We start from the raw sequence: 23,536 nt of genomic DNA, 5'->3' as shown, positions 1-23,536 counted from the left end.
CCCCATCATCCCCGATGGTCGGCGACCACCCGCAGCGCAGTCTCGACAAACGCCGGCGACGCCGAGTCCAGCCAGTGGACGCGCGGGTCGCGCCGGAACCAGGACCGCTGCCGCCGGACGAACCGGCGGGTGGCGCGGATCGTCTCGTCGTGCGCCTCGACCTCGGTCAGCTCCCCGGCGAGGAACCGCAGCACCTGCTGGTAGCCGAGCGCCCGGCTGGCCGTACGCCCCTCGGGCAGGCCGGCGCCGACCAGCGTCCGGGTCTCGGCGACCAGGCCGTCGGCCCACATCCGGTCCACCCGCAGCGCGATCCGCTCGTCCAGCAGGGCGGTGTCCAGGTCGACGCCGAGCTGCACGGAGGGGTAGTACGGTGTCGGCTCGGGCAGCGAGGCGGTGAACGGCGCACCGGTCAGCTCGATCACCTCCAGGGCGCGGACGATCCGCCGGCCGTTGCCGGGCAGGATGCCGGCCGCCGCCGCCGGGTCGGCCTCGGTCAACCGGGCGTACAGCGGGGCCGGGCCGACCGCCGCCAGCTCCGCCTCCAGCCGGGCCCGCACCGCCGGGTCGGTGCCGGGGAACTCGAACTGCTCCAGCACCGCCCGTACGTACAGCCCCGAGCCGCCGACCAGCAGCGGCACCCTCCCCCGGGCCAGGATGTCGTCGACCGCCGCGCGGGCCAGCCGCTGGTACTCGGCGACGCTGGCCGGCTCGGTCACGTCCCAGATGTCCAGCAGGTGGTGCGGCACGCCCTCCCGCTCGGCGGGGGTCAGCTTGGCGGTGCCGATGTCCATGCCCCGGTAGAGCTGCATCGAGTCCGCGTTGACCACCTCACCGTCGAGGGCGTGCGCCAGGGCGATGCTCAGCGCCGACTTGCCGGCCGCGGTCGGCCCGACCACGGCCACCACCGTGCCCCTCACGCCGGCGCCCAGTTCGCCACGAAGTAGGAGACGCCGTAGGGCGCCGCGGCGTAGCTCAGCTCGCCGCGCCAGTCGCCGCCCGCCGCCCGCGCCGTGGCGGCCAGCACCTGCCAGGGCGCCCTTCCGGCGACCTTCAGCTCCGCCGACAGCGCCGGGTCCAGGCCGAGCAGGGCGTCGGGGTCCGCGTCGGCCAGGGCCCTGGCCACCCCCTCGTCGTACGCCTCGGCGCGCGGGTCGTCGTAGCCGGGCGCCTGCCGCCCCCGGCAGGCCGACCCGTCCCCCATCACCAGCAGCGCCACCCGGGGGCGGTACTCGTGCACCTGGTCGGCGAAGCCGCCCAGCTCGCCGAGGGTCGCCTCCGGGCTCACCTGGGCACCGACCACGCGCACGCCGACCCGCTGCCGGTTGAGCAGCCACGCCCCGACGGTGAGGCTCAGCGGCAGAACCGCCTCGCCGTCCGGCAGCGCCGGCACGAGCGGGACGGTCAGGTCGACACCCCAGGCGCGCAGCGACCCGGTGGCGGGCGGGATGATCCAGCCGGTCGCCGGGCCCGAGCCCAGCACGACCACGCAGTCCGGTCGGGCGGCGAGGAGCCGGGTGACGGCCGCGGCGGCGGCGGCGCGGAGGTCGTCCAGCTCGGGCGCGGCGGCGCCGGCCAGCTCGGGCACGATCAACGGCGGGTGGGGGCAGACGGCGGCGGCGACCAGAGGCACGCCCTCACCGTAGCGGGATCCCCCGGTGCGTCCCCGCGCCGATCCGGTCATTCGGACGGTAGGACACCGTATGGTCACGGTCGACGACAGGCGCTCGACGCGGACGGGGTCGGACCTGTGACAATGCCCGGAGTAACTTTGCTGCGCCGTGGCGGCGATCGCGGGGGCTGTCCCGTCGACGCCGGGAGAACGAGGATGGGCACATGAGCGACTGGACTGCCTTCGGACGGGTGGACGCGGACGGCACCGTGTACGTCAAGACCGCCGAGGGCGAGCGGGTGGTCGGATCCTGGCAGGCGGGGGCCCCGGAGGAGGGGCTGGCCCACTTCGCCCGGCGCTTCGCCGACCTGGTGACCGAGGTGGACCTGACCGAGGCCCGGCTCAACTCCGGCGCCGCGGACGCCGGCGGGTCGCTGACGACCATCCGGCGGATCCGCGCCTCCCTGCCCGAGGCGCACGTCGTCGGTGACATCGACGCGCTGGCCGCCCGGCTGGACAAGCTCGCCGAGGTGGCCGAGGCGAAGGCCGGCGAGGCGAAGGCCGCCCGGGACGCCGCCCGGGGCGAGGCCCTCGCGCGCAAGACCGCCCTGGTGGAGGAGGCCGAGAAGCTGGCCGCCGAGTCGACCGGCTGGAAGACCGCCGGGGACCGGCTCAAGGAGATCCTCGACGAGTGGAAGACCATCCGCGGCGTCGACAAGAAGACTGACGGTGAGCTGTGGAAGCGGTTCGCCGCCGCCCGGGACGGCTTCACCCGCCGGCGGGGCGCCCATTTCGCCTCCCTCGACCAGCAGCGCAAGCAGGCGCAGACGGTCAAGGAGGAGCTGGTCGCCGAGGCCGAGAAGCTTAAGGACTCCACCGACTGGGCGGTCACCGCCAACCAGCTCAAGGACCTGATGACCCAGTGGAAGGCCGCGCCGCGGGCGTCCAAGGAGGCCGAGCAGAAGCTCTGGGAACGGTTCCGGGCGGCGCAGGACGAGTTCTTCACCCGGCGCAGTGAGGTCTTCTCGGCGCGGGACAACGAGCAGCGCGCCAACCTGGAGCGCAAGCAGGCCCTGCTCGCCGAGGCCGAGGCCCTCGACGTGGACGCCGATCCGAAGGGCGCCCAGGCGAAGCTGCGGGAGATCCAGGCGCAGTGGCACGAGGCCGGCCGGGTGCCGCGGGAGGCCGCCGCCGGGCTGGAGCGCCGGCTGCGCGCCGTCGACGACAAGGTCCGCGAGGTCATGGACTCGGCGTGGCGGCGCACCACCAAGGAGGACAACCCGCTGCTCGCGCAGATGCGGGCGCAGGTCGCGGAGGCCGAGGAGCGGCTGTCCCGGGCCCAGGCCGCCGGTGACGCGCGCCGGATCAAGGAGGCGGAGCAGGCGCTGGCCTCCAAGCGGCAGTTCCTCCAGCTGGCCGAGCAGGCAGCCGGCTGAGCGGAAGCACTCCGGAGGCCCCGGTCCCCGGCGCGGGACGGGGGCTTCCGCGCGTCCGGCCCCGACCCGCGCCGGCCGGACGGCGCAGGCCGGCCGGCGGGGCGCAGGGCAGGCCGGCCCGGCGCAGTACGGGCCGGCCCGGCGCAGTACGGGCCGGCCCGGCGCAGTACGGGCGGGCCCGACGCAGTGCGGGCCGGTCGGACCCAGCCGGGCCGGCCGGACGGGCGGCGCCGCCGCGTGCGGTCCGGTCAGGGACCGTCCCGGCGCAGCCCGGGCCAGTAGCGCAGTGCGTCGCTGACGGCGGCGTTGAGCGCCTCGATCGTGGGCAGCAGCTGGTTCTCGGCGTCGACCAGGCCGCCGAGGGCGGCTTCGAGCGGCGCCGACTCGTCCGGCCCGTCCAGGACGCGCGCGCAGTCCTCGGCGGCCCGGCGGGTGATGGCCAGTCCGTCGGCCCACCGGCCCTGGAGGTCGGCGTCGGGCACCCGCAGGTAGCCCTCGGCCGCGGTCGCCCCGAGCCGCAGCGCGTCGCAGTGGGCCCGCAGGGTCGCCACGTCCAGGGGCACGGTTCCGTCGGGGCCCGGCCGGGTGGCGGCCAGCTCCTGGATGAACCGGTTGTACCCCTGGTAGGCCGAGGTCAGCTCCAGGACGTGCGCCTGGCCGCCGAGCTTCCACCACATCAGCAGCTGCATGGCGCGCAGCTTCGGGCCCGCCGTCGAGGTGGATTCCGCCGGTACGGCCGCCGCCAACCCGCTGGTGGAACTCGTCCGGGCCCCGTACGACGCGGTGCCGGTCGCCAGCAGTGCCCCGCCGCAGATCACGGCCACGACGGCCCACCGGGCGCGGCCCCGCGTCGCAGCGGCGGACCGGGGCGCCGGACGGCGGCGCGCGGCGAGCCGGTGCAGCGGCGCCGCCAGCAGCGCACCTACGCCCGCGACCAGCGCCGCGCCGAAGACGGCCAGCAGCGCGGGACCGGTCAGGATCACCAGGAGCGGCCAGGCCACCGCCGGCAGGACGTGGCAGCTGTCGCCCATCGTCCGCAGCGGACCGAGGCAGCCGTCGACCGAGGCCAGCACCGCCAGACCGACCAGGGCGACGACCTGGGCGAGCCCGGCCGCCAGCAGGGCGCGCAGGAGGCGGTACGGTCGGGCGGTGGCCGCCACGGCGAGGGCGGTCACCGCCGACCCCACCCAGATCGCCGCGACGCTCCACCAGGCGTAGAGCAGCGCGAACGCGCCGACGCGGAGCTCGCCCGCCGGCGGCTGCCAGGAGTGCTGGTGGGCCATCACCGCGACGATGCCGAGCAGGCAGACCGCCCCGCCGGCCAGCCCGGGGAGGAGGAGGCGCGGCAGCCCCGGGAGGCCACCTCCCCGGGGCGCCCACCACGTCCACCAGACCAGCGGGAAGAGCCAGAGCACGACCGCCGCGCCGATCGCGATCTGGTCGGCGCCCGCCGGGGCCAGCGCCGGCAGCGTCCGGGTGAGCAGGGACAGCTCGGTCTGGTGCGCGTCCCACGGGCCGGGGAACGATCGGGTGAGGGTGTCGCCGAACCCGAACGCGCCGGCGAGGTCGCCGAGCAGGCGCAACCGCAGGATCCGCTGCCACAGGTCGAGGCCGGCGACCGCCACGAGGACGCCGGCGGCGAGGGCGACGCCGAGGCTGGCCCGCAGCGGCCCGCCGCGCCAGGACGCCAACCGCAGCCGGGCGCACTGGGTGATCCACCCGACGAACACGATGGCCGCCAGCAGCAGGAGCAGCAGCACCTCGGGGCGGGGCGGGAACCACTGCGGTCCACCGGTGAATCCGCTGGTCAGCTCCGCGGTGACCAGCCCGGTCCCCAGCCACGACCCGGCGGCGACGCCGGTGGGCGCGGCCTCGCCGGTGGCCACCGCGTACCCGACGGTCCGCCACACCGAGATCGTCACGACCGCCGCCACGGGGGTCCCGACCACCCAGCACGCCACGCCGGTGGAGGTGATGCTCTCCAACTGGAGCACCAGGAAGAGGGCGGCCCAACCGAGCAGGAAGAACTGGACCCCGCTCAGCGCGTACAGCGGCGCGGGGTCGGCCAGGGAGCGCCGCCGGTCCGGCCAGGACGGGTGGGTCCGCAGCAGTCTGCGCAGCCGCGCGCGGACCGGGTGGGGCCGCGGCGGCTCCGGATCGCCGCCGGCGGCCTTCGCCCAGACCCGCACGTCGGCCCCGGCGGCCACGGCGTCCGCGTCGGCGTGCAGCTCGCGGTGCCGCAGGATGTCCACCCGGGCCAGTTGGACCATGACCAGCAGGAAGGACGCGACCACGAGCTGCCGGATCAGCGGGGTCCGTGCGGCCGGCCAGAGCACCTCGTCCGCGCCGACGAACCAGCCGAAGAACTGGGCCCCGAGCAGCGATCCCCCGACCAGCACGAGGTACGGCAGGCAGACCAGGCCGGCGAAGGCGCGGAAGAGCGCCACCACCGCGTAGCTGATGCCCACGTCCCGGTTGCGCAGGTGCGCGTACTCGTGCAGGACGGTCGCCCGGAAGGTCTCCGGGTCGGTGGTGCGGCTGAGCAGCAGCCCGCCGTGGAGCCGCACGGTGTACCGGCCGAACCACCCGTACGTCACCGCGCCGCGGGCCAGCGCGGTCGGATCGACCACGAACCCGGGCGGGGCGGCGAGTCCGGCCTGCCCGGCCAGGGCGGTCAGTTCGGCCCTCGCCGCGCCGTCCGGGTCCACCCGCGACAGCGGGACCACCCGGCTGCCGCGGTTGCGCCACCGGGGCAGCCACAGGTAGAGCACGGCCGCGGCGGCGAGCACGGCGAGCACCCCGGCCGGCGCCCGCCACCGGCCGGCGTACGGCAGGCTGGACACGCACCGCTCCACCGCCGCGGGGTCGCCGGTGCGGAGCAGGTTCGCCAGCTCGTCGCTGGCCGGATCGAAGCCGGTGGCGAGGTCGCAGGCCAGGGCGTGGTTCTGCGGGGGCAGGAGCTGGGCGAGCTCGCCGAGCATGGTGACGGCCGCGGTCAGCACGGTCATCAGCAGCAGGACGAAGCGCAGGGTCGTCCCGGCGGCGATCCCCGGCAGCCGCACCGTGGACGGTGGGTGGGCGGTGGCGGGCGCGGCGGAGGGCTCCGCCACGCTCACCGCTCGGCCCGGGGCGCGGCGGGCGGTTCGAGCACCAGGCGGGCCACCACGTGGTCGGCCACACCCCGGGCGGCGGGATCGTCGAGCCCCGCCGCGCTCGCGCCGGCCCGCACCCGTTCGTGCACGGCGGCCAACTGTTCCCTGGTCAGGTGCGGGACGGTGGCCGGCAGGGCGGGCCGCGACCGCCGTCGGAACAGCCGGCGGAGCCGGCCGCCGACGCCGTCGGCCAGCGCCTTCACGCCCATCCGGCTCGCCTCGTCGACGGCGATCCACACCACCGGGGTGAGCGCGGCGACCGCCTCGGTCAGGCCGAAGCCCAGCTCCTCCGGGCGGTGCGGGCGGCGCAACAGGCCCGACACCCGGTCCGGCGGCAGCCGGCTCAGCCCCTCCACCAGTGGCAGCTCGTGCGGCGCGACCTCGGTGATGACGTCCCGGACGACCTCGGGGACGGTCGCGGCCATGGGAGCCTCCTCATCGGACGGACGCGTGACGGCCCCAGCTTATGGCCGACCGGCCCGGCGTGATGACCCGTGCACCGTCGGTCAGCGGGGGCACGCGCCGGGCGCCGGCAGGACTGCGCGGTCCCGGTTGACGCATCGAGGTGCGCTGACCAGAAACCCGGCACGGTGAGGCTCAACGGCGCCGCTGGCTGACCGCGCCGGCCCGGCCCAGGCCGGGCCCGGACGGCACGACGGCCGGGACCACCACGGGGGGTCCCGGCCGTCGGCGGTGGGTCAGTGCGCGGCGCAGCCGGTGGTCGGCGCGGGCACCGCGGCCGGCGCGCCGATCGTCGGCAGCCCGAGCACCACCCCGGGGGTACGCGGGGAGCGGCCGGCCTCGGCGGCGTCGCCGGCCCGGGTACGCCGGTGCGACAGCGGCTCGCCGTCGGCGTTGAGGTGGTGCGGGGCGGCGTACGTGACGGTGGTGTGCACGATGTCGCCGGGCCGGATCTGCCCCGCGAGGCTGCCGGCGTCGAAGTGTACGAGGCGGCCGTCGCGGGCGCGGCCGGACAGCCGGCCGGTGCGCTCGTCCTTGCGCCCCTCGCCGACGGCGACCAGCACCTCGACGGTCTCCCCCACCAGCTTCCGGTTCTCCGCCCAGGTGATCTCCTCCACGCAGGCGATCAGCCGCTCGTAGCGTTCCTGCACGACCTGCTTGGGGAGCTGGCCGTCCATGGTCGCGGCGGGGGTGCCGGGCCGCTTGGAGTACTGGAAGGTGAACGCCGAGGAGAACCGGGCCTCGCGGACCACGTCGAGGGTCCGCTCGAAGTCGGCGTCGGTCTCGCCGGGGAAGCCGACGATGATGTCGGTGGTGATGGCCGCGTCCGGCATCGCCGCTCGGACCTTGGAGATGATCCCCAGGTACTTCTCCGACCGGTACGACCGGCGCATCGCGCGCAGCACGTCGTCCGAGCCGGACTGCAGCGGCATGTGCAGCGAGTGGCAGACGTTCGGCGTCTCGGCCATGGCGGCGATCACGTCGTCGGTGAAGTCCTTCGGGTGCGGGCTGGTGAACCGGACCCGCTCCAGCCCGTCGATGTCGCCGCAGGCGCGCAGCAGCTTCCCGAAGGCGTACCGGTCACCGAACTCGACGCCGTAGGAGTTGACGTTCTGCCCGAGCAGGGTCACCTCCAGCACGCCCTCGTCGACCAGGGCGCGCACCTCGGAGAGGATGTCACCGGGGCGGCGGTCCTTCTCCTTGCCGCGCAGGGAGGGCACGATGCAGAACGTGCAGGTGTTGTTGCAGCCCACCGAGATCGACACCCAGCCGGCGTACGTCGACTCGCGCCGGGTGGGCAGCGTGGAGGGGAAGACGTCGAGGGATTCGAGGATCTCCACCTCGGCGGCCGCGTTGTGCCGGGCCCGCTCCAGCAGCACCGGCAGCGAGCCGATGTTGTGCGTGCCGAAGACCACGTCCACCCAGGGGGCCTTGCGGACGATCTCGCCGCGGTCCTTCTGGGCCAGGCAGCCGCCGACCGCGATCTGCATCCCGGGGTGCTTGTCCTTCACGGGGCGCAGATGACCCAGGTTGCCGTAGAGCCGGTTGTCGGCGTTCTCCCGGACGGCGCAGGTGTTGAACACCACCACGTCCGGGTTGTCGTCGGCCTCGGCGGCGCGCACGTAACCGGCCTGTTCGAGCAGGCCGGAGATGCGCTCGGAGTCGTGCACGTTCATCTGGCAGCCGTACGTACGCACCTGGTAGGTGCGCGGGCTGCCCGCGGCTGCGGTAGTCATGACGTGCACAGCGTATCCGGGCCGAGCTGGTCGGACCGAACGAGGAGGAGCCATGTGCCGGAGCATCAAGACCCTGCGTGAGCCGTACGTCCCGGTGGTCACCGAGGAGGACGTCCGCGCGGCGGCGTTGCAGTACGTCCGGAAGATCTCGGGCTTCCGGACGCCCGCCGCCCACAACGCGGCCGCCTTCGACGCCGCCGTGGACGCGGTGGCCGCCGCCACCGCGACCCTGCTCGACCAGCTGGTGGTACGCGGCCAGCAGCCGACGGCCCGCGCCTGACGCCGCCCGGCCCGGGCCCGGAGCCGACCCGCGGACCCGCGCGGGCCGGGCCCGGCTCAGGCCGCGGCTAACGCGGGGGCGACCGAGTCGGGGGCCCACCGGGAGCGGTGGCACTGCGACCAGCCCCGGCAGCCCGGGTGGGCCATGGTGCAGAGCCGCTGGTCGCTGAGCACCTCGCCGTCGTCCGTCTCGGTGACGGTGAAGTGCACCGGGCGGATGGTGCCGTCCGGGGCGACCAGCAGGTGCCGGCCGTCGTCGAGGGTGTCGTCCCGCATCAGGCAGTTGCGGTCCAGCAGCCGGGCCAGCGCCGCGATGCTCGGCAGCTCGGGCAGCCGCTCGGGCACCCCGTAGCAGTCGACCATCGTGCCGAACTCGCCCGGCGCCTCCCAGACGTCGCAGATCACCGCGTACGTGGGCAGCCGGGCCGGGTCGGCCACGGCGAGGGGCATCACCACCCGGCCGAGCGCCTCGGCCAGCGCGGGGTACACCTCCACCGGTGCCGCCCCGTCGATTCTCCAGTTCCACAGCTCGGTCATGCCGCCTCCTCGCTGTGCTCGTCCCACCGGCCTCCGGATCGGGCCTTAATGACGATGGTGGGGTGCATATGACCTCAGCCGGGGCCAAGTTACCGGTCTGTGACCATTCCGGGCAAAATTTCCTCGGGCACCGTTGCTCCGAGTAGCGGGAAGATGACAGTTTATCGGGTATGGTGCCCCGTTCGGGACAACGACCTGGCGGTCAGCGAATCCGGATCAGGTGCTCGCCCCGGGGCAGCAGCTCGCCGATCACCGTGCCGCCGGGCACCTCGCCCGCGACCAGCAGGCCGCCGGAGGTCTGCGCGTCGGCCAGCAGCAGCCGCTCCCCCTCGTCGGCGGCGCCGAAGTCCGTCCACGGGGTCACCCAGTCCAGGTTGCGGCGGGTACCGCCGCTGACGTACCCGTCCCGCAGCGCCTCCCGGGCCCCGGGCAGATACGGCACCCGGGCCGCGTCGATGGCGACCGTCAGCCGGCTCGCCCGGGCCAGCTTCGAGGCGTGCCCGAGCAGGCCGAAGCCGGTCACGTCGGTGCCGCAGCGGATGCCGGCGGCCACCGCCGCCCGGGCGGCGTCCCGGTTCAGCGCGCTCATCGAGGCGACGGCCGCGGCGAAGCGCTCGCCGGTGGCCTTGTGCCGGGTGTTCAACACCCCGACGCCGAGCGGCTTGGTCAGCGAGAGCGGCAGGCCGGCGCGACCGGCGTCCAGGGTGATCAGCTCCTCGGGCCGGACCACGCCGGTGACCGCGAGGCCGTACTTCGGGCCGTCGTCGTCGACGCTGTGCCCGCCGGCCAGGTGGCAGCCCGCCTCCCGGGCCACGTCCTGGCCGCCGCGCAGCACCTCCCGGGCCAGCTCCACCGGCAGCTTCTCCCGTGGCCAGCAGAGCAGGTTGAGCGCCACCAGCGGGGTGCCGCCCATCGCGTAGACGTCGGAGAGCGCGTTGGCCGCGGCGATCCGGCCCCAGTCGTACGCGTCATCCACCACCGGGGTGAAGAAGTCGGCGGTGCTCACCAGGCCGGTCCGCTCGTCGAGCCGGACCACCGCGGCGTCGTCGCCGTGCTCCAGTCCGACCAGCAGGTCGGCGGTGCCGCCGGCCGGCCCCAGCCCGGCGACCATCGCCTCCAGCTCGCCCGGTGGGATCTTGCAGGCACAGCCGCCGCCCCGGGCGTAATCGGTCAACCGGATCGCGTCGGTCATCCGTACATGATCTCCGTGAAACCCGGCCGCCGCCACTGGGCGGGCCGGCGTGTGAGGGAATTCGGACTCCGGGGCACGGCGGGAACGGGTGTTACCGCTCCGTGACCATCTGAGTTGCATCACGCCACGTAGGCCCGCCTACAGTGGCCCAACCGGGGGTCGACCGACCCCGCTTCCGGGACGAACGACCGACAGGGACGGTGGACGACGTGACGACGGGCGAACCGCTCATCGTGCTGGACGGGGTCAACAAGTACTTCGGCCCGCTGCACGTGCTGGACGACGTGTCGCTCTCCGTCGGCAAGGGCGAGGTGGTCGTGGTCATCGGCCCCTCGGGCTCCGGCAAGTCGACGCTCTGCCGGACGATCAACCGCCTCGAGCCGATCGACTCCGGCAGCATCACCTTCGACGGCACGCCGCTGCCCGCCGAGGGGAAGGCGCTGGCGAAGCTGCGCAGCGAGGTCGGCATGGTCTTCCAGTCGTTCAACCTCTTCGCGCACAAGACGATCCTGGAGAACGTCACCCTCGGCCCGGTGAAGGTCCGCAAGGAGAAGCCGGCCGCCGCCCGCGAGCGCGGCCTGGCCCTGCTGGACCGGGTCGGCATCGCCAACCAGGCCGAGAAGTACCCGGCCCAACTCTCCGGCGGTCAGCAGCAGCGCGCGGCGATCGCCCGCGCACTGGCCATGCAGCCCAAGGCGATGCTCTTCGACGAGCCGACCAGCGCGCTGGACCCGGAGATGGTCGGCGAGGTGCTGGACGTGATGACCTCGCTGGCCCGCGACGGCATGACGATGGTCGTGGTCACCCACGAGATGGGCTTCGCCCGGCACGCGGCCAACCGGGTGATCTTCATGGCCGACGGCAAGCTGGTCGAGGACGCCCCGCCGACGGAGTTCTTCGCCAACCCGCGCAGCGAGCGGGCCAGGGACTTCCTCTCCAAGATCCTCACGCACTGAGCGTCCCTAGCGGAGCGCGCCGTCCCCCGGCGGGCTCCCGTCGAAGAAGGAGAAGAGTATGCGTATGAAGCACGTGGCGGCGGTCGCCGCGGCGGCCACCCTGGCCCTCGGCATGAGCGCCTGCGGTGGCGACGGCGACGGCGGTTCCGGCAACGGGGGCGGCAAGGGCATCGTCGGCAAGGCGCAGAGCCAGAAGAAGCTGGTCATCGGCGTCAAGGCCGACCAGCCGGGCCTGGGTCTGCAGACCGGCAGCACGTACGAGGGCTTCGACATCGAGATCGCCAAGATCGTGGCCAAGGGCCTGGGGGTCGACGCGAACAACATCGAGTGGAAGACCACCGTCTCCGCCAACCGTGAGCCCTTCATCCAGCAGGGCACCGTCGACCTGGTCGTGGCGACGTACACGATCAACGACGAGCGCAAGCAGAAGGTCAACTTCGCCGGCCCGTACTTCGTCGCCGGTCAGGACCTGCTGGTGAAGGCCGACTCGACGATCACCGGCCCCGAGGGCCTGGACGGCAAGAAGGTCTGCTCGGTGCAGGGCTCCACGCCGGCCAAGCGGATCCAGACCGACCACCCGAAGGCCAAGCTCCAGCAGTTCGACGCCTACTCGAAGTGCATCACGGCGCTGGAGGGTGGTCAGGTCGACGCGGTGACCACCGACGACATCATCCTCGCCGGCTACGCCGCGCAGTCCCAGTACGCCGGCAAGTTCAAGGTGGTCGGCAAGACCTTCTCCACCGAGCCGTACGGCATCGGCCTGAAGAAGGACGACAAGGACGGCTGCGAGAAGGTCAACGAGATCCTCAAGGCCGCCGCCTCGGACGGCACGTACAAGGCCGCCTGGGACGCCACCCTGGGCAAGAGCGGCAAGGCCGCGCCCGAGCTGGACACCACGAAGCTGACCAACTGCGGCAGCGTCTGACCGGTTCCGGGGCCGGCATCCGTACGGGTGCCGGCCCCGGCCTGTCGCGACGCCGACGACGTGCCCCGGGAGTCGACGCATGCACGTATTCGCTGATCCGACCAACCTCGACGCGTACCTGTCGGGCTTCCTCTGGATCCTCAAGCTGACCGGCGCGTCGGCGGTGATCGCGCTGGTGCTCGGCGTGCTGCTCGCCGCGTTCCGGGTCTCCCCCGTGCCCGTGCTGCGCGGCTTCGGCGCGGCTTGGGTGAACATCTTCCGCAACACGCCGCTGACGCTGATCATCTTCTTCTGCTACTTCGGCCTCTTCTCGACCCTCGGGTTGACCCTCTCCGACGACCTGAACCTGAACAACTTCTGGCTCGGCGTCGTCGGCCTGTCGGTCTACACCGCGGCGTTCGTCTGCGAGTCCGTCCGCTCCGGCATCAACACGGTTCCGGCCGGCCAGGCGGAGGCGGCCCGGGCGATCGGGCTGACCTTCTTCCAGACTCTGCGGATCGTGGTCCTGCCGCAGGCCGGGCGGGCGGTGGTGGCGCCCCTGGGCAGCGTGCTCATCGCGCTGTGCAAGAACGCCACGATCGTCGGCACCATCGGCCTGATCGAGGCCTCCAGCGTGATGAAGCAGCTGATCAACGACAACGGCGACGCGGTCATCCCGATCTTCCTGGTCTTCGCCGGCACGTTCGCCGCGATCCTCGTCCCCACCGGCTACTTCTTCGGCTGGCTGGCCAACCGACTGGCGGTGAAGCGCTGATGAGCACCGGCGTTCTGTACGACCACCCGGGACCGCGCGCCCGCATCCGCAACGCGGTGCTCAGCGTCGCCTTCGGCCTCGGCCTGGTCGCGTTGCTGTGGTGGATCTACACCAAGTTCGACCAGGCCGGCCAGTGGGAGGCCGCGCTCTGGAAGCCCTTCACCCAATCGGCCACCTGGACCCAGTTCATCCTTCCCGGCCTGCGGCAGACGCTGCTCGCCGCGGCCACCGGCATGGTGCTGTCGCTGGCCTTCGGCATCATCTTCGCGGTCGGACGGCTCTCCGAGCACTGGTGGATCCGGGTGCCGGCCGGCGTGGTGGTGGAGTTCTTCCGCGCCGTCCCGCTGCTCCTGATGATCTTCTTCATCTTCTACGGCGTGCCGTTCCTCATCCAGGGCCCGGTCACGGCGTTCACCGCCGTGGTGGCCGGCCTCACCCTCTACAACGGCTCGGTGCTGGCCGAGGCGTTCCGGGCCGGCATCCGGTCCATCCCCGGCGGCCAGTCCGAGGCGGCCTACGCGGTGGGCATGCGCAAGAGTCAGGTCATGCGGCTGATCCTGGTGCCGCAGGCCGCCCGCGCCATGCTCCCGGTGATCGTCAGCCAGCTCGTGGTCCTGCTCAAGGACACCGCGCTCGGCTACATCGTGGCCTTCCCCGAGCTGCTCGCGCGCGGGGTCAACGACCTCTCCGCCAACTACGGGAACGTGGTCGCCGCCGCGATCGTGGTGGCCGTGATCTACATCCTGATCAACTCGCTGCTCACCGCGCTGGCGAACTGGCTCGACCGGCGTACCCGCCGGCGCGCGTTCCGGATCCCCAAGCAGACCGCCCCGGACTCCACCCCGGCCGGCGGGATGGCCGTCTCCGAGCCGCAGGGCTGACCCGACCCGCTGCGACGCCGTGCCGCATCCCGTTCCCCCGGGAGGTGGCACGGCGTCCGTCGTCGCGGCACCGATTCATCCACGACATCAGCTTCGTAGCGTCCCGGTGGCCGGCCCGCCCTCGCCGGCCCGGCCGCCCCTCGGCAGCGGTGGTGGTCCTGGCTCAGCGGGCGATCTCGGTGACCCGGGACTCGCGGACCACGGTCACCCGGATCTGACCGGGATAGGTCAGCTCCTCCTCTATCTGCTTGGCCACGTCCCGGGCCAGCACCGCCGCGCCGATGTCGTCGACGTCCTCCGGCTTCACCATCACCCGGATCTCCCGGCCCGCCTGCATGGCGAAGACCTTCTCCACGCCGACCTTGCCGGCGGCGATCTCCTCGATCCGCTCCAGCCGCTTGACGTACACCTCCAGGCTCTCCCGCCGGGCGCCCGGCCGACCGCCGGAGCAGGCGTCGGAGGCCTGGGTGAGGACGGCCTCGACGGTCTGCGGCGGCACCTCGTTGTGGTGCGCCTCGATGGCGTGCACGACGTCCTCGCTCTCGCCGTACCTGCGGGCGAGGTCTGCGCCGATGATGGCGTGGCTGCCCTCCACCTCATGGGTGAGCGCCTTGCCGATGTCGTGCAGGAACGCCGACCGCTTGATGGTCGACACGTCCAGCCGCAGCTCGGCGGCCATCATCCCGGCGATGTGTGCGGTCTCCACCAGGTGCTTGAGCACGTTCTGCCCGTACGACGTCCGGTACCGCAGCCGACCGAGCAGGGTGACCAGCTCCGGGTGGATCTCGGTGATACCGACCTCGACGAGCGCGTCCTCGGCGGCGCGGTGGCACAGCTCCTCCACCTCGTCCCGGGCCAGCTCGTAGACCTCCTCGATCCGGTGCGGGTGGATCCGCCCGTCGAGGACCAGCTTCTCCAGGGTGACCCGGCCGACCTCCCGGCGGACCGGGTCGAAGCAGGACAGCAGCACCGCCTCGGGGGTATCGTCGATGATCAGGTTGACCCCGGTGACCGACTCGAAGGCGCGGATGTTGCGCCCCTCCCGGCCGATGATCCGCCCCTTCATCTCGTCACCCGGCAGGTGCAGGACGCTGACCACGCTCTCCGCTGTCTGCTCGCTGGCCACCCGCTGGATGGCGTCCACCACGATGTGCCGGGCGCGCTGCTCGGCGGTGTTGCGGGCGTCGGACTCGATGTCCCGGACCAGCAGCGCGGCCTCCCGCTTGGCCTGGCCCTCGATCGCCTCGACCAGCTCGGCCCGGGCGGCGTCGGCGGTCAGCCCGGCCACCCGCTCCAACTCCCGGCGGCGCTGCTCCTCCGCCTCGGCCACCGCCCGCTCCCGCTCCGCCAGCGCGTTCTCCCGGGCGGCGAGGGCGGCACTGGCGGCGGTGAGCTGCCGCTCCCGCTCGGCGAGCCGCTCCACCTCCTCGGTGTGCAGCCGCTCCCGCTCGTCCATCCGGGCGGCCCGCCGTTCCACCTCGGCGGCCTGCTCCCGGGTGGTCGCGGCGAGCACCGCCACCTCCCGCTCACCGCTGCGCCGGGCGGCCGTGCGAAGCTGCTCGGCGTCCGCCTCGGCCTGCTTGTGCGCCCGCTCGAGGACGGTGTCGGCCTCCGCGCGGGCGTCGTCGAGGACCCGCCGGGCCTCTGCCCGGGCCGCCTTCGCCTCGGCCTTCGCGGCGGCTGCCTCGGTGCGGGCCGCGGCGGCGGCCGACTTCGCCACGTCGATGGTGCTGTTCGCCTCGTGGGCGGCGGACCGCAGGGCGGCGAGGGACTGCTCCTGGCGGTCCTTCTCGGCTATGAAGGCCGGGTCCTCGGGGGCCGGCGCGACGCTGATCCGGCGCAGCGTCCGGACGCCCACCAGGACGGCCCCGACCACCACGACGGCCAGGATCAGCACCACCGCGAGGATGAGAACGTCGAAGGCGCTCATGCCGTCGCCCCGGACCGTGCGACCGTCTCCCGGCAACCTGGGGCCGTCTCCCGACCGCCGCTGGCGTGGTCGGCGACCGACCGGCCGGCGATGCGTGGAAGACCGCCGGTGAACCTGTGCCGCCCCGCCATGGCCGCCTCCCCTGAACGTCGACTTCGCAGGAGACGTGCCGGCGGCACGCACCTGCGGCTCTGGACGCCCGACCGGAGCGGCTGGCAGTGGGTAGCTGTCCGTCGGCGGTGCCCTCGAAGGGGCATCGCCGACGGCCGGTTGCAGTTGTCGGTCGGCTCCGGACCGGCTGTCCGGAGCTGCCGTCAAGGGCCGGTGAAGCTGGCCAAAGTGATGCAGTTCTGTTACGAGATCTATGTTGTGCGCTTAGCCTGCGCTGGTCGGGCAATGTGAGCCTGTATGGCGAGGCTAGGTCGCCAGGGGCCGTTCGGTCAAGAACTCATGATCAAACCACCCGGACGGAGAGAAGTCGCGGCATCACCCAGCGCTGTCCAGATGCCGGACACGGGCGGACAAACGGCCCGCCCTGTAGGTGCCGAGTCGCCTCCCGTACCTGCTCAACCCGCCATCGTCCGGCCGCGCCCGATCCGCCGTCAGCCGAGGGCGCGGGTGTCCCGGTCGAGTTCGCCCTCGGCATCGGCGAGGGCGTCGGCGTCGATCTGCTCGGCGAACTCGGCCGCCTCCGCGCTCTGCGCGGCGAGCGCGTCCTTCACCGCCCGGATCGCCACCCCCGGCGGGTAGCCCTTGCGGGCCAGCATGCCCACCAGCCGGCGGAACACCGCGTCGGGCTCGCCGCGGACGGAGCGCAGCTTCCGGTCGACCAGGGCCCGGGCGGTCTCCGCCTCGGTCTCCTCGTCCAGCTCACCGAGGGCCTCGCTGGCGGTGTCGCCGTCCACCCCGCGCTGGCGCAGCTCGTTGGCGAGCGCCCGGCGGGCCAGCCCCCGGCCGGCGTGCCGGCTGGAGACCCAGGCCCGGGCGAAGGCGGCGTCGTCGATGATCCCGACCTCGTCGTACCGGTCGAGCACCTGCGCGGAGACCTCGTCGGAGATGCCCCGCTTGGCCAGCGCGCCGGCCAGCTCCGCCCGGGTACGCGGCCGCACCGCGAGCTGCCGCAGGCAGATCTCCCGGGCCACCTCGGCCTCGTCGCGCGGCGGTGCGGGGGGCGCCTCGGGACCGGCCTCCTCGGACCGGCCACGGCGACCCCGTCGGGGCCGGGGCGTCGTGGTGTCGCCACCCGGCCGGGGCGGGCTGGCATCCCAGCCCCGCCCCGTGCGGGCGCATCGTCCTGCCACTTAGCCGGCGACCGGTCAGAAGTCGACCGGCGGCAGCTCCGGGCCACCGGCGGCGTCGCCGGCGCCGACCCCGACGCCGAGCTTCTCCAGGATCTTCTTCTCGATCTCGGCGGCCACGTCCGGGTTCTCCTTGAGGAACTCCCGGGCCTTCTCCTTGCCCTGGCCCAGCTGGTCGCCGTCGTAGGTGTACCAGGCACCGGACTTGCGGATGATCGCCTGCTCGACGCCGACGTCGATCAGCGAGCCCTCGCGGGAGATGCCCTTGCCGTACATGATGTCGAACTCGGCCTGCTTGAACGGCGCGGCGACCTTGTTCTTCACGACCTTGACCCGGGTCCGGTTACCGACCACGTCGGTGCCGTCCTTGAGGCTCTCGATGCGGCGCACGTCGAGCCGGACCGAGGCGTAGAACTTCAGCGCCCGACCACCGGTGGTGGTCTCCGGGCTGCCGAACATCACGCCGATCTTCTCGCGGAGCTGGTTGATGAAGATCGCCGTGGTGCCGGTGTTGTTGAGCACACCGGTGATCTTCCGCAGCGCCTGGCTCATCAGCCGGGCCTGGAGGCCCACGTGGCTGTCGCCCATCTCGCCCTCGATCTCGGCGCGCGGCACCAGGGCCGCCACCGAGTCGATCACGACGATGTCGATCGCGCCGGAGCGGACCAGCATGTCCGTGATCTCCAGTGCCTGCTCACCGGTGTCCGGCTGGGAGACCAGCAGGGCGTCGGTGTCGACGCCGAGAGCCTTCGCGTAGTCCGGGTCGAGCGCGTGCTCGGCGTCGATGAAGGCGGCGATGCCGCCGGCCCGCTGGGCGTTGGCCACCGCGTGCAGGGCCACCGTGGTCTTACCGCTGGACTCGGGACCGTAGATCTCGACGACCCGGCCGCGGGGCAGACCGCCCACGCCGAGCGCCACGTCGAGCGCGATCGAGCCGGTCGGAATGACCGAGGTCTGGATGACCGGGCGCTCGCCCAGCCGCATCACCGAACCCTTGCCGAACTGCTTGTCGATCTGAGCGAGAGCAAGGTCGAGTGCCTTCTCCCGGTCGGGCCCTGCGGCCATGTTTGCCACCCCTGCCTTCGCCGGCGTCTTTCCTGAGCTTCGCGTCACGCGGACACGCTAGGCGCTGGGTCCGACAGAAAACCAGCCGACGGGCCGCGAGCTGTGGACGAGCACCCCGCTGTGGACAATAGCCGAACAGGTGTACGACTCGACAAGCGACACGCGGAAGTGGCGAACGGGCCGCTCAGCGCAGCCGCGCGGGCACCCGGTCGGGATACGCGGCGACGACGGCCCGCCAGACCACGTGGGTCTGCTCACCCGACCTGAGCGCCTGCTCGATGGTCCGCCCACCGAGCTGGGACAGCACCTGGTCGCGGGCGATGCTGGCCGCGTACCCCGGCCCGAACGCCTCCTCCAGCCGCGCCCAGAAGTCGGTCAGCCGCACGTGATCAGTCCTCCTCGTCGGGCACCCGCCCGGGCACCGGACGCAACGCTAGCGCCACCAGGGGCACGGTCGCGATCGCCGCCAGCAGGGTCAGCACCGGATAACCGGCCGCCCGCATGACAAACCCGCTCGCCGCGGCGGCCCCGGCGCCGGCCAGCCCCATCGTCAGGTCGGAGAAGCCCTGCACGCTCGGGCGGACCGCCGCCGGCACCGACTCCGACAGCAGCGTGGACCCGGCCACCATGGTGCCGGACCACCCCAGCCCGAGCAGGACCAGGCCGATCGAGAGCCACGGCGTGTGGTGCCCGGCGGTGCCGGCCACCGCGCAGGCGGCGAGCAGCAGCCCGACGCCGACGAGGATCACCGCGCGCCGGCCCAGCCGGTCGGTGAGCCAACCCACCACCGGGCTGAGGGCGTACATCCCGGCGATGTGCAGGCTCAGCACGATGCCCACCACGCGCAGGACGTCCGCGTCGGAGTGCGACTCGCCGAGACGGACCGGGGTCATCGACATCACCGCCACCATCACCACGTGGCCCACCGCCACGGCGGCGATGCCGAGCCGGGCGGCGGGGCGGACGCGTACCACCTGCCAGGCCAGCCGCATCCCCGCACCGCGCCGGGCGGTCCGGGCCGGCGCGACGAGGGCGTCCGCCGGCGGGGTGACGTCCGGCGGCGCGGCGGCGACCGGGGCGTCGGCCGCCGCGAGCCGGCGCGCGGTGAGCAGCGGGTCGGGCCGCAGCAGGACCAGCAGTACGACCGCTGCCAGGGTGAACGCGGCGGCGGAGAAGGCGAACGGGCCGGCCAGCGGTGGCAGTCCCCACTCGCTGGTGGTGCGGTCGGCGAGCGCCGCGAAGTTCGGCGCGGCCACCGCGCCGATGGTGGTGGCCCAGACGATCAGGGAGAGTTGGCGGCCCCGGCGGGCCGGCTCGGCGAGGTCCACGGCGGCGTAGCGGGCCTGGAGGTTCGCCGCGGTGCCTCCACCGAAGAGCAGCATGCCGAGGAAGAGCAGCGGCACGAAGCGGGTGACCGTGGCCAGCACCACCAGCACGGCGCCGACCGCGCCGGCCAGGTAGGCCACGGCCAGTCCCGGCCGCCGGCCGTGCCCGTTCATGATCCGGGTGACCGGGACGGCCAGCAGCGCCCCGCCCACCACGGCCGCGCTCTGCGCCAGGCCGGCGACCGCGGTGCCGGCGACCCGGGCGGCGAGCAGCGCTCCCACCGCGATGCCGATGGTCACGCCGATCCCACCGATGATCTGGGTGGTGAAGAGCAGGCGCAGGGTCCGCCGCTGGATCGGCGCGACATCGGGCCGGGTACGGACCGGCGTGGTCAGTTCGGTGGCCATACCGGCCTCCTCGGTAAGGGGTCAGACGCTGCCCCATCCTTGCCTATGCGCCCCGACCGGCGGCACCCGGTTTCGCTACAGGCCGAGACCCCGGCCGATGATCTCCTTCATGATCTCGGTGGTGCCGCCGTAGATGGTCTGCACCCGCCCGTCCAGCCAGGCCTTCGCCACCGGGTACTCCAGCATGAAGCCGTAGCCGCCGTGCAGCTGCACGCAGCGGTCGGCCACCTTGTTCTGCAGCTCGGTGGTCCACCACTTGGCCTTCGCCGCGTCGGTCACCGAGAGCCGGCCGGCGTTGAACTCGGCGACGCAGTGGTTGACGAAAGTGCGGGCGATGGTGACCTCGGTGTCCAGCTCGGCCAGGAGGAAGCGGTTGTGCTGGAACTTCCCGATCGGCCGGCCGAACGCCTCCCGCGAGCGGGCGTAGCCGAGGGTGACCGCGAGCAGCTTCTCCGCCGCCGCGACCGCGGCCACCGCGATGCTCAGCCGCTCCCGGGGCAGGTTCCCCATCAGGTGGTAGAAGCCGTGGTTCTCGGTGCCGATCAGGTTCTCCGCCGGCACCCGGCAGTCGTCGAAGAACAACTCCGCGGTGTCGTTGGCCTTCAGGCCGACCTTGGCCAACCGCCGGCCCCGGCTGAAGCCGGGGGTGCCGGTCTCCACCGCGATCAGGCTCACCCCGTGCGCGCCCTGGTCGGAGGTCCGCACCACCACGACGACCAGATCGGCCATCTCGCCGTTGGTGATGAACGTCTTCTGCCCGTTGAGCAGGTAGGAGTCGCCGTCCCGGACCGCGCTGGTGCGGACCCCGGCCAGGTCGCTGCCGGCGCCCGGCTCGCTCATCGCGATCGCGGTGACCAGGTCGCCGGAGCAGAAGCCCGGCAGCCAGCGCTTGCGCTGGTCGTCGGTGGTCAGCGCGGTCAGGTACGGCGCCACCACGTCGTTGTGCAGGCCGAAGCCGAGCCCGGAGCAGCCGGCCGCGACGATCTCCTCGTCCAGCACCGCGTTGAAGCGGAAGTCCTGCTGGCCGCCGCCGCCGAACTCGGTGTCGACGTCCATGCCGAGCAGCCCGGCCGCGCCGGCCTTGCGCCACACCTCCCGGTCGACGATGCCGTCGGCCTCCCAGCGCTCGTGGTGCGGGACGGCCTCCCGGGCCAGGAACTGGCGGCACAGGTCCCGGAACTCTTCGTGGACGGGCTCGTAGAGATGCTGCTCCATGGCGGCCAGTGTGGCACCGCTCACCCGCGCTGCCCAGAGGCGAGCCGCGTTCGCCGGAGCCGGCGCGGATCAGGCGGCGAGGGCGCGGGCGGCGACCGTCAGGTCCTGCACCAGGCCGGCGTACGCGGCGTCCTGGTCGTCGGCGCGGAGCACCGCCGACGGGTGGATGGTGGCCAGCAGCCGGGCCTCGGGGGCGTCGGCGACCTTTCCGGTGTTGTCCACCGGCACCCGGGTGAAGTCCTCCGGGTGCTGGGCGGACGCGGGCCAGGGCAGCAGCTCGCCGCGCTGCTTTGTCACCCGGAACGTCGGGCCGAGCAGCGCCTTGGCCGCGGTGGCCCCGAGCACCACCACGACCTCCGGGTGCAGCCGGGCGAACTCCGCGACCAGCCAGGGCCGGCAGGCGGTGATGTGCACCCGGTCCGGCGACTGGTGGATCCGCCGTTTGCCGCGCAGCTCGAAGCGGAAGTGCTTCACGGCGTTGGTCAGGTAGATGTGACCGGGGTCGATGCCGGCGTCGTCCACCGCCTTGCGCAGCAGCCGGCCGGCGGGGCCGACGAAGGGCAGCCCCTTCTGGTCCTCCAGGTCGCCGGGCTGCTCGCCCACGAGGACCACCCGGGCGCTCTCGTCGCCCCGGCCGAAGACGGTCTGTGAGGCGTCCCGGTAGAGCTGGCACCCCTGGCAGCCGGCCGCCGCGGCGCGCAGCTCGTCGATGGTGTCGGCCTGCGGCGGGATGAACTGCTGGGCGCCGGGGGCACTCTCGGTCTGCTCGGCCATGCCGCCTTTATATACCGGTTTCGAGCCGGGCGTCGGATGCCGCCCGCCGCGCGCACGCGTCCGGGCGTCAGTAACCGCCACCACCACCGCCGCCGTCGCGCGAGGCCAGCGCGATCAGGATGATCACGATGATCACCGCCACCGCGATGGCGATCCAGAGTCCCGTCCGGGACTTCTTCGTAGCCATGTCGACCACCTCCCGGCGCGGCATTCCCGCTGCTGCGGCCGGCATGCCCCCGGACCGGTCAGGCGGTGAACCCGAACGGCGCGGTGGGCTGTGTCGCGCGGGCGGCCGCGGCGGCGAGCGGGGCGAGGTCGGCCTCGTCGAGCGAGCTGACGGTGATCCGGATGCCGGGACCGGCGGCGATCCGGTTGAGCGCGCCGGGGGCGACCGACCAGCCGGCGTCCCGCAGCGCGGTGACCACCACGGTCTCGTCCGGCACGGGCACCCAGACGTTGATCCCGGTGCGGCCGTGGGCGGGCAGGCCGTGCGCCCTCAGCGCCTCCACCAGCCCGTGGCGCCGCCGCTCGTAGCTCTCCCCCGCCCGGTGCACGAGGTCGGCGGTGGCGGGGTCGCGCCACAGCGCCAGCACGAGGCGTTGCAGCACGGTGGAGACCCAGCCGGCGCCGACCCGGGCCCGGCCGGCGACCCGGGCCACCGTGGCCTCGTCGCCGGCCAGCACCGCGAGCCGCAGGTCCGGGCCGTAGGGCTTGCTCACCGACCGGACGAAGGCCCAGGTCGGGGTCGCCCCGGCGAGCGGACGCAGCGGTACGCGGGCCAGCTCGGCGGCGTGGTCGTCCTCGATCAGCAGCAGGTCGGACCGGCCGGCGAGCAGCGCCCGCAGCGCCTCGGCCCGGTCGGCGGAGACGGCCGCACCGGTCGGGTTCTGGGCGCGGCTGGTGACGATCAGCGCGCGGGCCCCGGCGGCGAGGGCGGCCCGCACCCCCGGCTCGGTCGGCCCCTCGTCGTCGACCGGCACGCCGATGGCGCGCAGCCCGAGCGCGGCGACCAGGTCCAGCAGGTTGGCCCAGCCGGGGTCCTCGACCGCCACCGCGTCGCCGGGGCGCAGGTGGGCGGCGAGCAGCCGCTCGATGCCGTCCAGCGCACCGCCGCTGACGGTGATCTCGGCGGCCGGCACGCCGTCGGCGGCGAGCCGTTCCCGGGCGGCGTCGGCCAGGTCGGGGACGACGGCGGCGGCCGCGTACCCGGTGGGCGGGCCGATCTCGGCGGCGAGCGCGGCGAGGTGCGGGCCGAGCGGTGGCAGCAGCCGGGGGTCGGGCTGGCCGGTGGAGAGGTCACGGGCGCCGGGCAGCGGCGGCGGCAGCAGGCCGGCCCGGCGGGCGGCGACCGGCGGGCGGGGGCGGACCCGGGTGCCGTGCCGGCCGGCCGTCACCACCAGGCCGCGTTGCCGCAGCTCCTGGTACGCCCGGGCGACGGTGGCCGGGCTCACCGCCAGCCCGGTGGCCAGGGCTCGGACGGCGGGCAGGGCGTCGCCCGGGGCGAGTGTCCCGCTGCGGATCCCACCCTCCACGCTGGCCGAAATGGCGGCCGACGTCGACCCCTCGATCTGATAATGTGCTGGCACAGTTCACAGATTGTAC

21 protein-coding genes are annotated in these 23,536 nt (G+C 73.7%); 6 read left to right on the top strand and 15 right to left on the bottom strand.

Features of this window, described 5'->3' with window-relative positions; genetic code table 11:
- Window positions 1-5 precede the first annotated feature (5 nt).
- The gene (miaA, locus tag ACFOYX_RS23735; protein WP_377534389.1) at window positions 6-929 is read right to left on the bottom strand and encodes a tRNA (adenosine(37)-N6)-dimethylallyltransferase MiaA; all 924 of its coding nucleotides are present in this window, start codon (window positions 927-929) and stop codon (window positions 6-8) included.
- Window positions 914-1,681: a class III extradiol dioxygenase subunit B-like domain-containing protein gene (locus tag ACFOYX_RS23730; RefSeq protein ID WP_322439212.1), complete on the bottom strand. Its 768-nt coding sequence runs from the start codon at window positions 1,679-1,681 to the stop codon at window positions 914-916. The genes miaA and ACFOYX_RS23730 overlap by 16 nt, the downstream gene beginning before the upstream one ends.
- Window positions 1,682-1,833: 152 nt before the next feature.
- Here ACFOYX_RS23730 and ACFOYX_RS23725 point away from each other — a divergent pair, with 152 nt between their 5' ends.
- Complete coding sequence (locus ACFOYX_RS23725) at window positions 1,834-3,045, top strand: DUF349 domain-containing protein (protein WP_322439213.1); 1,212 nt, start codon at window positions 1,834-1,836, stop codon at window positions 3,043-3,045.
- A gap of 248 nt (window positions 3,046-3,293) precedes the next feature.
- Here ACFOYX_RS23725 and ACFOYX_RS23720 read toward each other — a convergent pair whose 3' ends face one another.
- The 3 genes from ACFOYX_RS23720 to miaB all read right to left on the bottom strand — a co-directional run bounded on the left by ACFOYX_RS23720 (window position 3,294) and on the right by miaB (window position 8,395).
- Entirely contained in the window at window positions 3,294-6,155 is a 2,862-nt protein-coding gene (locus ACFOYX_RS23720; RefSeq protein ID WP_322439214.1) for a M48 family metalloprotease, read from the bottom strand.
- 2 nt (window positions 6,156-6,157) lie between these two features.
- Window positions 6,158-6,622: a hypothetical protein gene (locus tag ACFOYX_RS23715; RefSeq protein ID WP_322439215.1), complete on the bottom strand. Its 465-nt coding sequence runs from the start codon at window positions 6,620-6,622 to the stop codon at window positions 6,158-6,160.
- A 273-nt stretch (window positions 6,623-6,895) separates the two neighbouring features.
- A complete protein-coding gene (gene miaB, locus ACFOYX_RS23710; RefSeq protein ID WP_322439216.1) occupies window positions 6,896-8,395 on the bottom strand; it encodes a tRNA (N6-isopentenyl adenosine(37)-C2)-methylthiotransferase MiaB in 1,500 nt (499 codons plus the stop codon).
- Window positions 8,396-8,447: 52 nt separating this feature from the next.
- Here miaB and ACFOYX_RS23705 point away from each other — a divergent pair, with 52 nt between their 5' ends.
- Window positions 8,448-8,675, top strand: a complete 228-nt coding sequence (locus ACFOYX_RS23705; RefSeq protein WP_089010531.1) for a DUF2277 family protein — start codon at window positions 8,448-8,450, stop codon at window positions 8,673-8,675.
- A 56-nt stretch (window positions 8,676-8,731) separates the two neighbouring features.
- On the opposite strand, the gene ACFOYX_RS23700 is transcribed toward ACFOYX_RS23705, so the two are convergent.
- Window positions 8,732-9,211: a hypothetical protein gene (locus ACFOYX_RS23700; protein ID WP_109799626.1), complete on the bottom strand. Its 480-nt coding sequence runs from the start codon at window positions 9,209-9,211 to the stop codon at window positions 8,732-8,734.
- Between the two features lie 202 nt (window positions 9,212-9,413).
- Window positions 9,414-10,403, bottom strand: coding sequence for a selenide, water dikinase SelD (selD, locus tag ACFOYX_RS23695; protein WP_238454290.1), 990 nt, complete (start codon window positions 10,401-10,403; stop codon window positions 9,414-9,416).
- Window positions 10,404-10,603: 200 nt separating this feature from the next.
- Here selD and ACFOYX_RS23690 point away from each other — a divergent pair, with 200 nt between their 5' ends.
- The 4 genes from ACFOYX_RS23690 to ACFOYX_RS23675 all read left to right on the top strand — a co-directional run bounded on the left by ACFOYX_RS23690 (window position 10,604) and on the right by ACFOYX_RS23675 (window position 13,919).
- Window positions 10,604-11,359 (top strand): amino acid ABC transporter ATP-binding protein, encoded by a 756-nt coding sequence (locus tag ACFOYX_RS23690; protein WP_322439217.1) that lies wholly within the window; start codon window positions 10,604-10,606, stop codon window positions 11,357-11,359.
- 58 nt (window positions 11,360-11,417) lie between these two features.
- The gene (locus ACFOYX_RS23685) at window positions 11,418-12,284 is read left to right on the top strand and encodes a glutamate ABC transporter substrate-binding protein (RefSeq protein WP_109799629.1); all 867 of its coding nucleotides are present in this window, start codon (window positions 11,418-11,420) and stop codon (window positions 12,282-12,284) included.
- Between the two features lie 79 nt (window positions 12,285-12,363).
- Window positions 12,364-13,038, top strand: coding sequence for an amino acid ABC transporter permease (locus ACFOYX_RS23680; RefSeq protein ID WP_109799630.1), 675 nt, complete (start codon window positions 12,364-12,366; stop codon window positions 13,036-13,038).
- On the top strand, window positions 13,035-13,919 hold the full coding sequence (locus tag ACFOYX_RS23675; RefSeq protein WP_322439277.1) for an amino acid ABC transporter permease: 885 nt from the start codon (window positions 13,035-13,037) through the stop codon (window positions 13,917-13,919). Before ACFOYX_RS23680 ends, ACFOYX_RS23675 begins: the two co-directional genes overlap by 4 nt.
- 163 nt (window positions 13,920-14,082) lie before the next feature.
- On the opposite strand, the gene rny is transcribed toward ACFOYX_RS23675, so the two are convergent.
- From rny to ACFOYX_RS23635, 8 genes are all read right to left on the bottom strand, one after another.
- Window positions 14,083-15,849, bottom strand: a complete 1,767-nt coding sequence (gene rny / locus ACFOYX_RS23670; RefSeq protein ID WP_322439218.1) for a ribonuclease Y — start codon at window positions 15,847-15,849, stop codon at window positions 14,083-14,085.
- Between the two features lie 602 nt (window positions 15,850-16,451).
- Window positions 16,452-17,150, bottom strand: a complete 699-nt coding sequence (locus ACFOYX_RS23665; RefSeq protein ID WP_322439219.1) for a regulatory protein RecX — start codon at window positions 17,148-17,150, stop codon at window positions 16,452-16,454.
- A gap of 15 nt (window positions 17,151-17,165) precedes the next feature.
- Entirely contained in the window at window positions 17,166-18,212 is a 1,047-nt protein-coding gene (gene recA / locus ACFOYX_RS23660) for a recombinase RecA (RefSeq protein WP_088963361.1), read from the bottom strand.
- 184 nt (window positions 18,213-18,396) lie between these two features.
- Window positions 18,397-18,597: a DUF3046 domain-containing protein gene (locus ACFOYX_RS23655; RefSeq protein ID WP_322439220.1), complete on the bottom strand. Its 201-nt coding sequence runs from the start codon at window positions 18,595-18,597 to the stop codon at window positions 18,397-18,399.
- Between the two features lie 4 nt (window positions 18,598-18,601).
- Window positions 18,602-19,945 carry an MFS transporter gene (locus ACFOYX_RS23650; RefSeq protein ID WP_322439221.1) on the bottom strand — a complete coding sequence of 448 codons (1,344 nt, stop codon included), beginning with the start codon at window positions 19,943-19,945 and terminating at the stop codon, window positions 18,602-18,604.
- A gap of 75 nt (window positions 19,946-20,020) precedes the next feature.
- Window positions 20,021-21,160, bottom strand: coding sequence for an acyl-CoA dehydrogenase family protein (locus ACFOYX_RS23645; protein ID WP_322439222.1), 1,140 nt, complete (start codon window positions 21,158-21,160; stop codon window positions 20,021-20,023).
- 69 nt (window positions 21,161-21,229) lie between these two features.
- Entirely contained in the window at window positions 21,230-21,934 is a 705-nt protein-coding gene (locus tag ACFOYX_RS23640; RefSeq protein WP_322439223.1) for a UdgX family uracil-DNA binding protein, read from the bottom strand.
- A gap of 245 nt (window positions 21,935-22,179) precedes the next feature.
- The gene (locus tag ACFOYX_RS23635) at window positions 22,180-23,520 is read right to left on the bottom strand and encodes an aminotransferase class I/II-fold pyridoxal phosphate-dependent enzyme (RefSeq protein WP_322439224.1); all 1,341 of its coding nucleotides are present in this window, start codon (window positions 23,518-23,520) and stop codon (window positions 22,180-22,182) included.
- Window positions 23,521-23,536: the final 16 nt, after the last annotated feature.

It is taken from the genome of Micromonospora sp. GCM10011541, from assembly GCF_042650725.1.
Lineage (GTDB): Bacteria > Actinomycetota > Actinomycetes > Mycobacteriales > Micromonosporaceae > Micromonospora > Micromonospora sicca.
This window is presented reverse-complemented; position numbering and strand designations above follow the sequence as displayed.

Coding starts and splice junctions, on each gene's coding strand:
- ACFOYX_RS23725 (WP_322439213.1), top strand. CDS start 1,834: ATGAGCGACTGGACTGCCTTCGGACGGGTGGACGCGGACGGCACCGTG.
- recA (WP_088963361.1), bottom strand. CDS start 18,212: ATGGCCGCAGGGCCCGACCGGGAGAAGGCACTCGACCTTGCTCTCGCT.
- ACFOYX_RS23700 (WP_109799626.1), bottom strand. CDS start 9,211: ATGACCGAGCTGTGGAACTGGAGAATCGACGGGGCGGCACCGGTGGAG.
- ACFOYX_RS23645 (WP_322439222.1), bottom strand. CDS start 21,160: ATGGAGCAGCATCTCTACGAGCCCGTCCACGAAGAGTTCCGGGACCTG.
- rny (WP_322439218.1), bottom strand. CDS start 15,849: ATGAGCGCCTTCGACGTTCTCATCCTCGCGGTGGTGCTGATCCTGGCC.
- selD (WP_238454290.1), bottom strand. CDS start 10,403: ATGACCGACGCGATCCGGTTGACCGATTACGCCCGGGGCGGCGGCTGT.
- ACFOYX_RS23705 (WP_089010531.1), top strand. CDS start 8,448: ATGTGCCGGAGCATCAAGACCCTGCGTGAGCCGTACGTCCCGGTGGTC.
- ACFOYX_RS23730 (WP_322439212.1), bottom strand. CDS start 1,681: ATGACCGGATCGGCGCGGGGACGCACCGGGGGATCCCGCTACGGTGAG.
- miaB (WP_322439216.1), bottom strand. CDS start 8,395: ATGACTACCGCAGCCGCGGGCAGCCCGCGCACCTACCAGGTGCGTACG.
- ACFOYX_RS23640 (WP_322439223.1), bottom strand. CDS start 21,934: ATGGCCGAGCAGACCGAGAGTGCCCCCGGCGCCCAGCAGTTCATCCCG.
- ACFOYX_RS23650 (WP_322439221.1), bottom strand. CDS start 19,945: ATGGCCACCGAACTGACCACGCCGGTCCGTACCCGGCCCGATGTCGCG.
- ACFOYX_RS23680 (WP_109799630.1), top strand. CDS start 12,364: ATGCACGTATTCGCTGATCCGACCAACCTCGACGCGTACCTGTCGGGC.
- ACFOYX_RS23685 (WP_109799629.1), top strand. CDS start 11,418: ATGCGTATGAAGCACGTGGCGGCGGTCGCCGCGGCGGCCACCCTGGCC.
- ACFOYX_RS23715 (WP_322439215.1), bottom strand. CDS start 6,622: ATGGCCGCGACCGTCCCCGAGGTCGTCCGGGACGTCATCACCGAGGTC.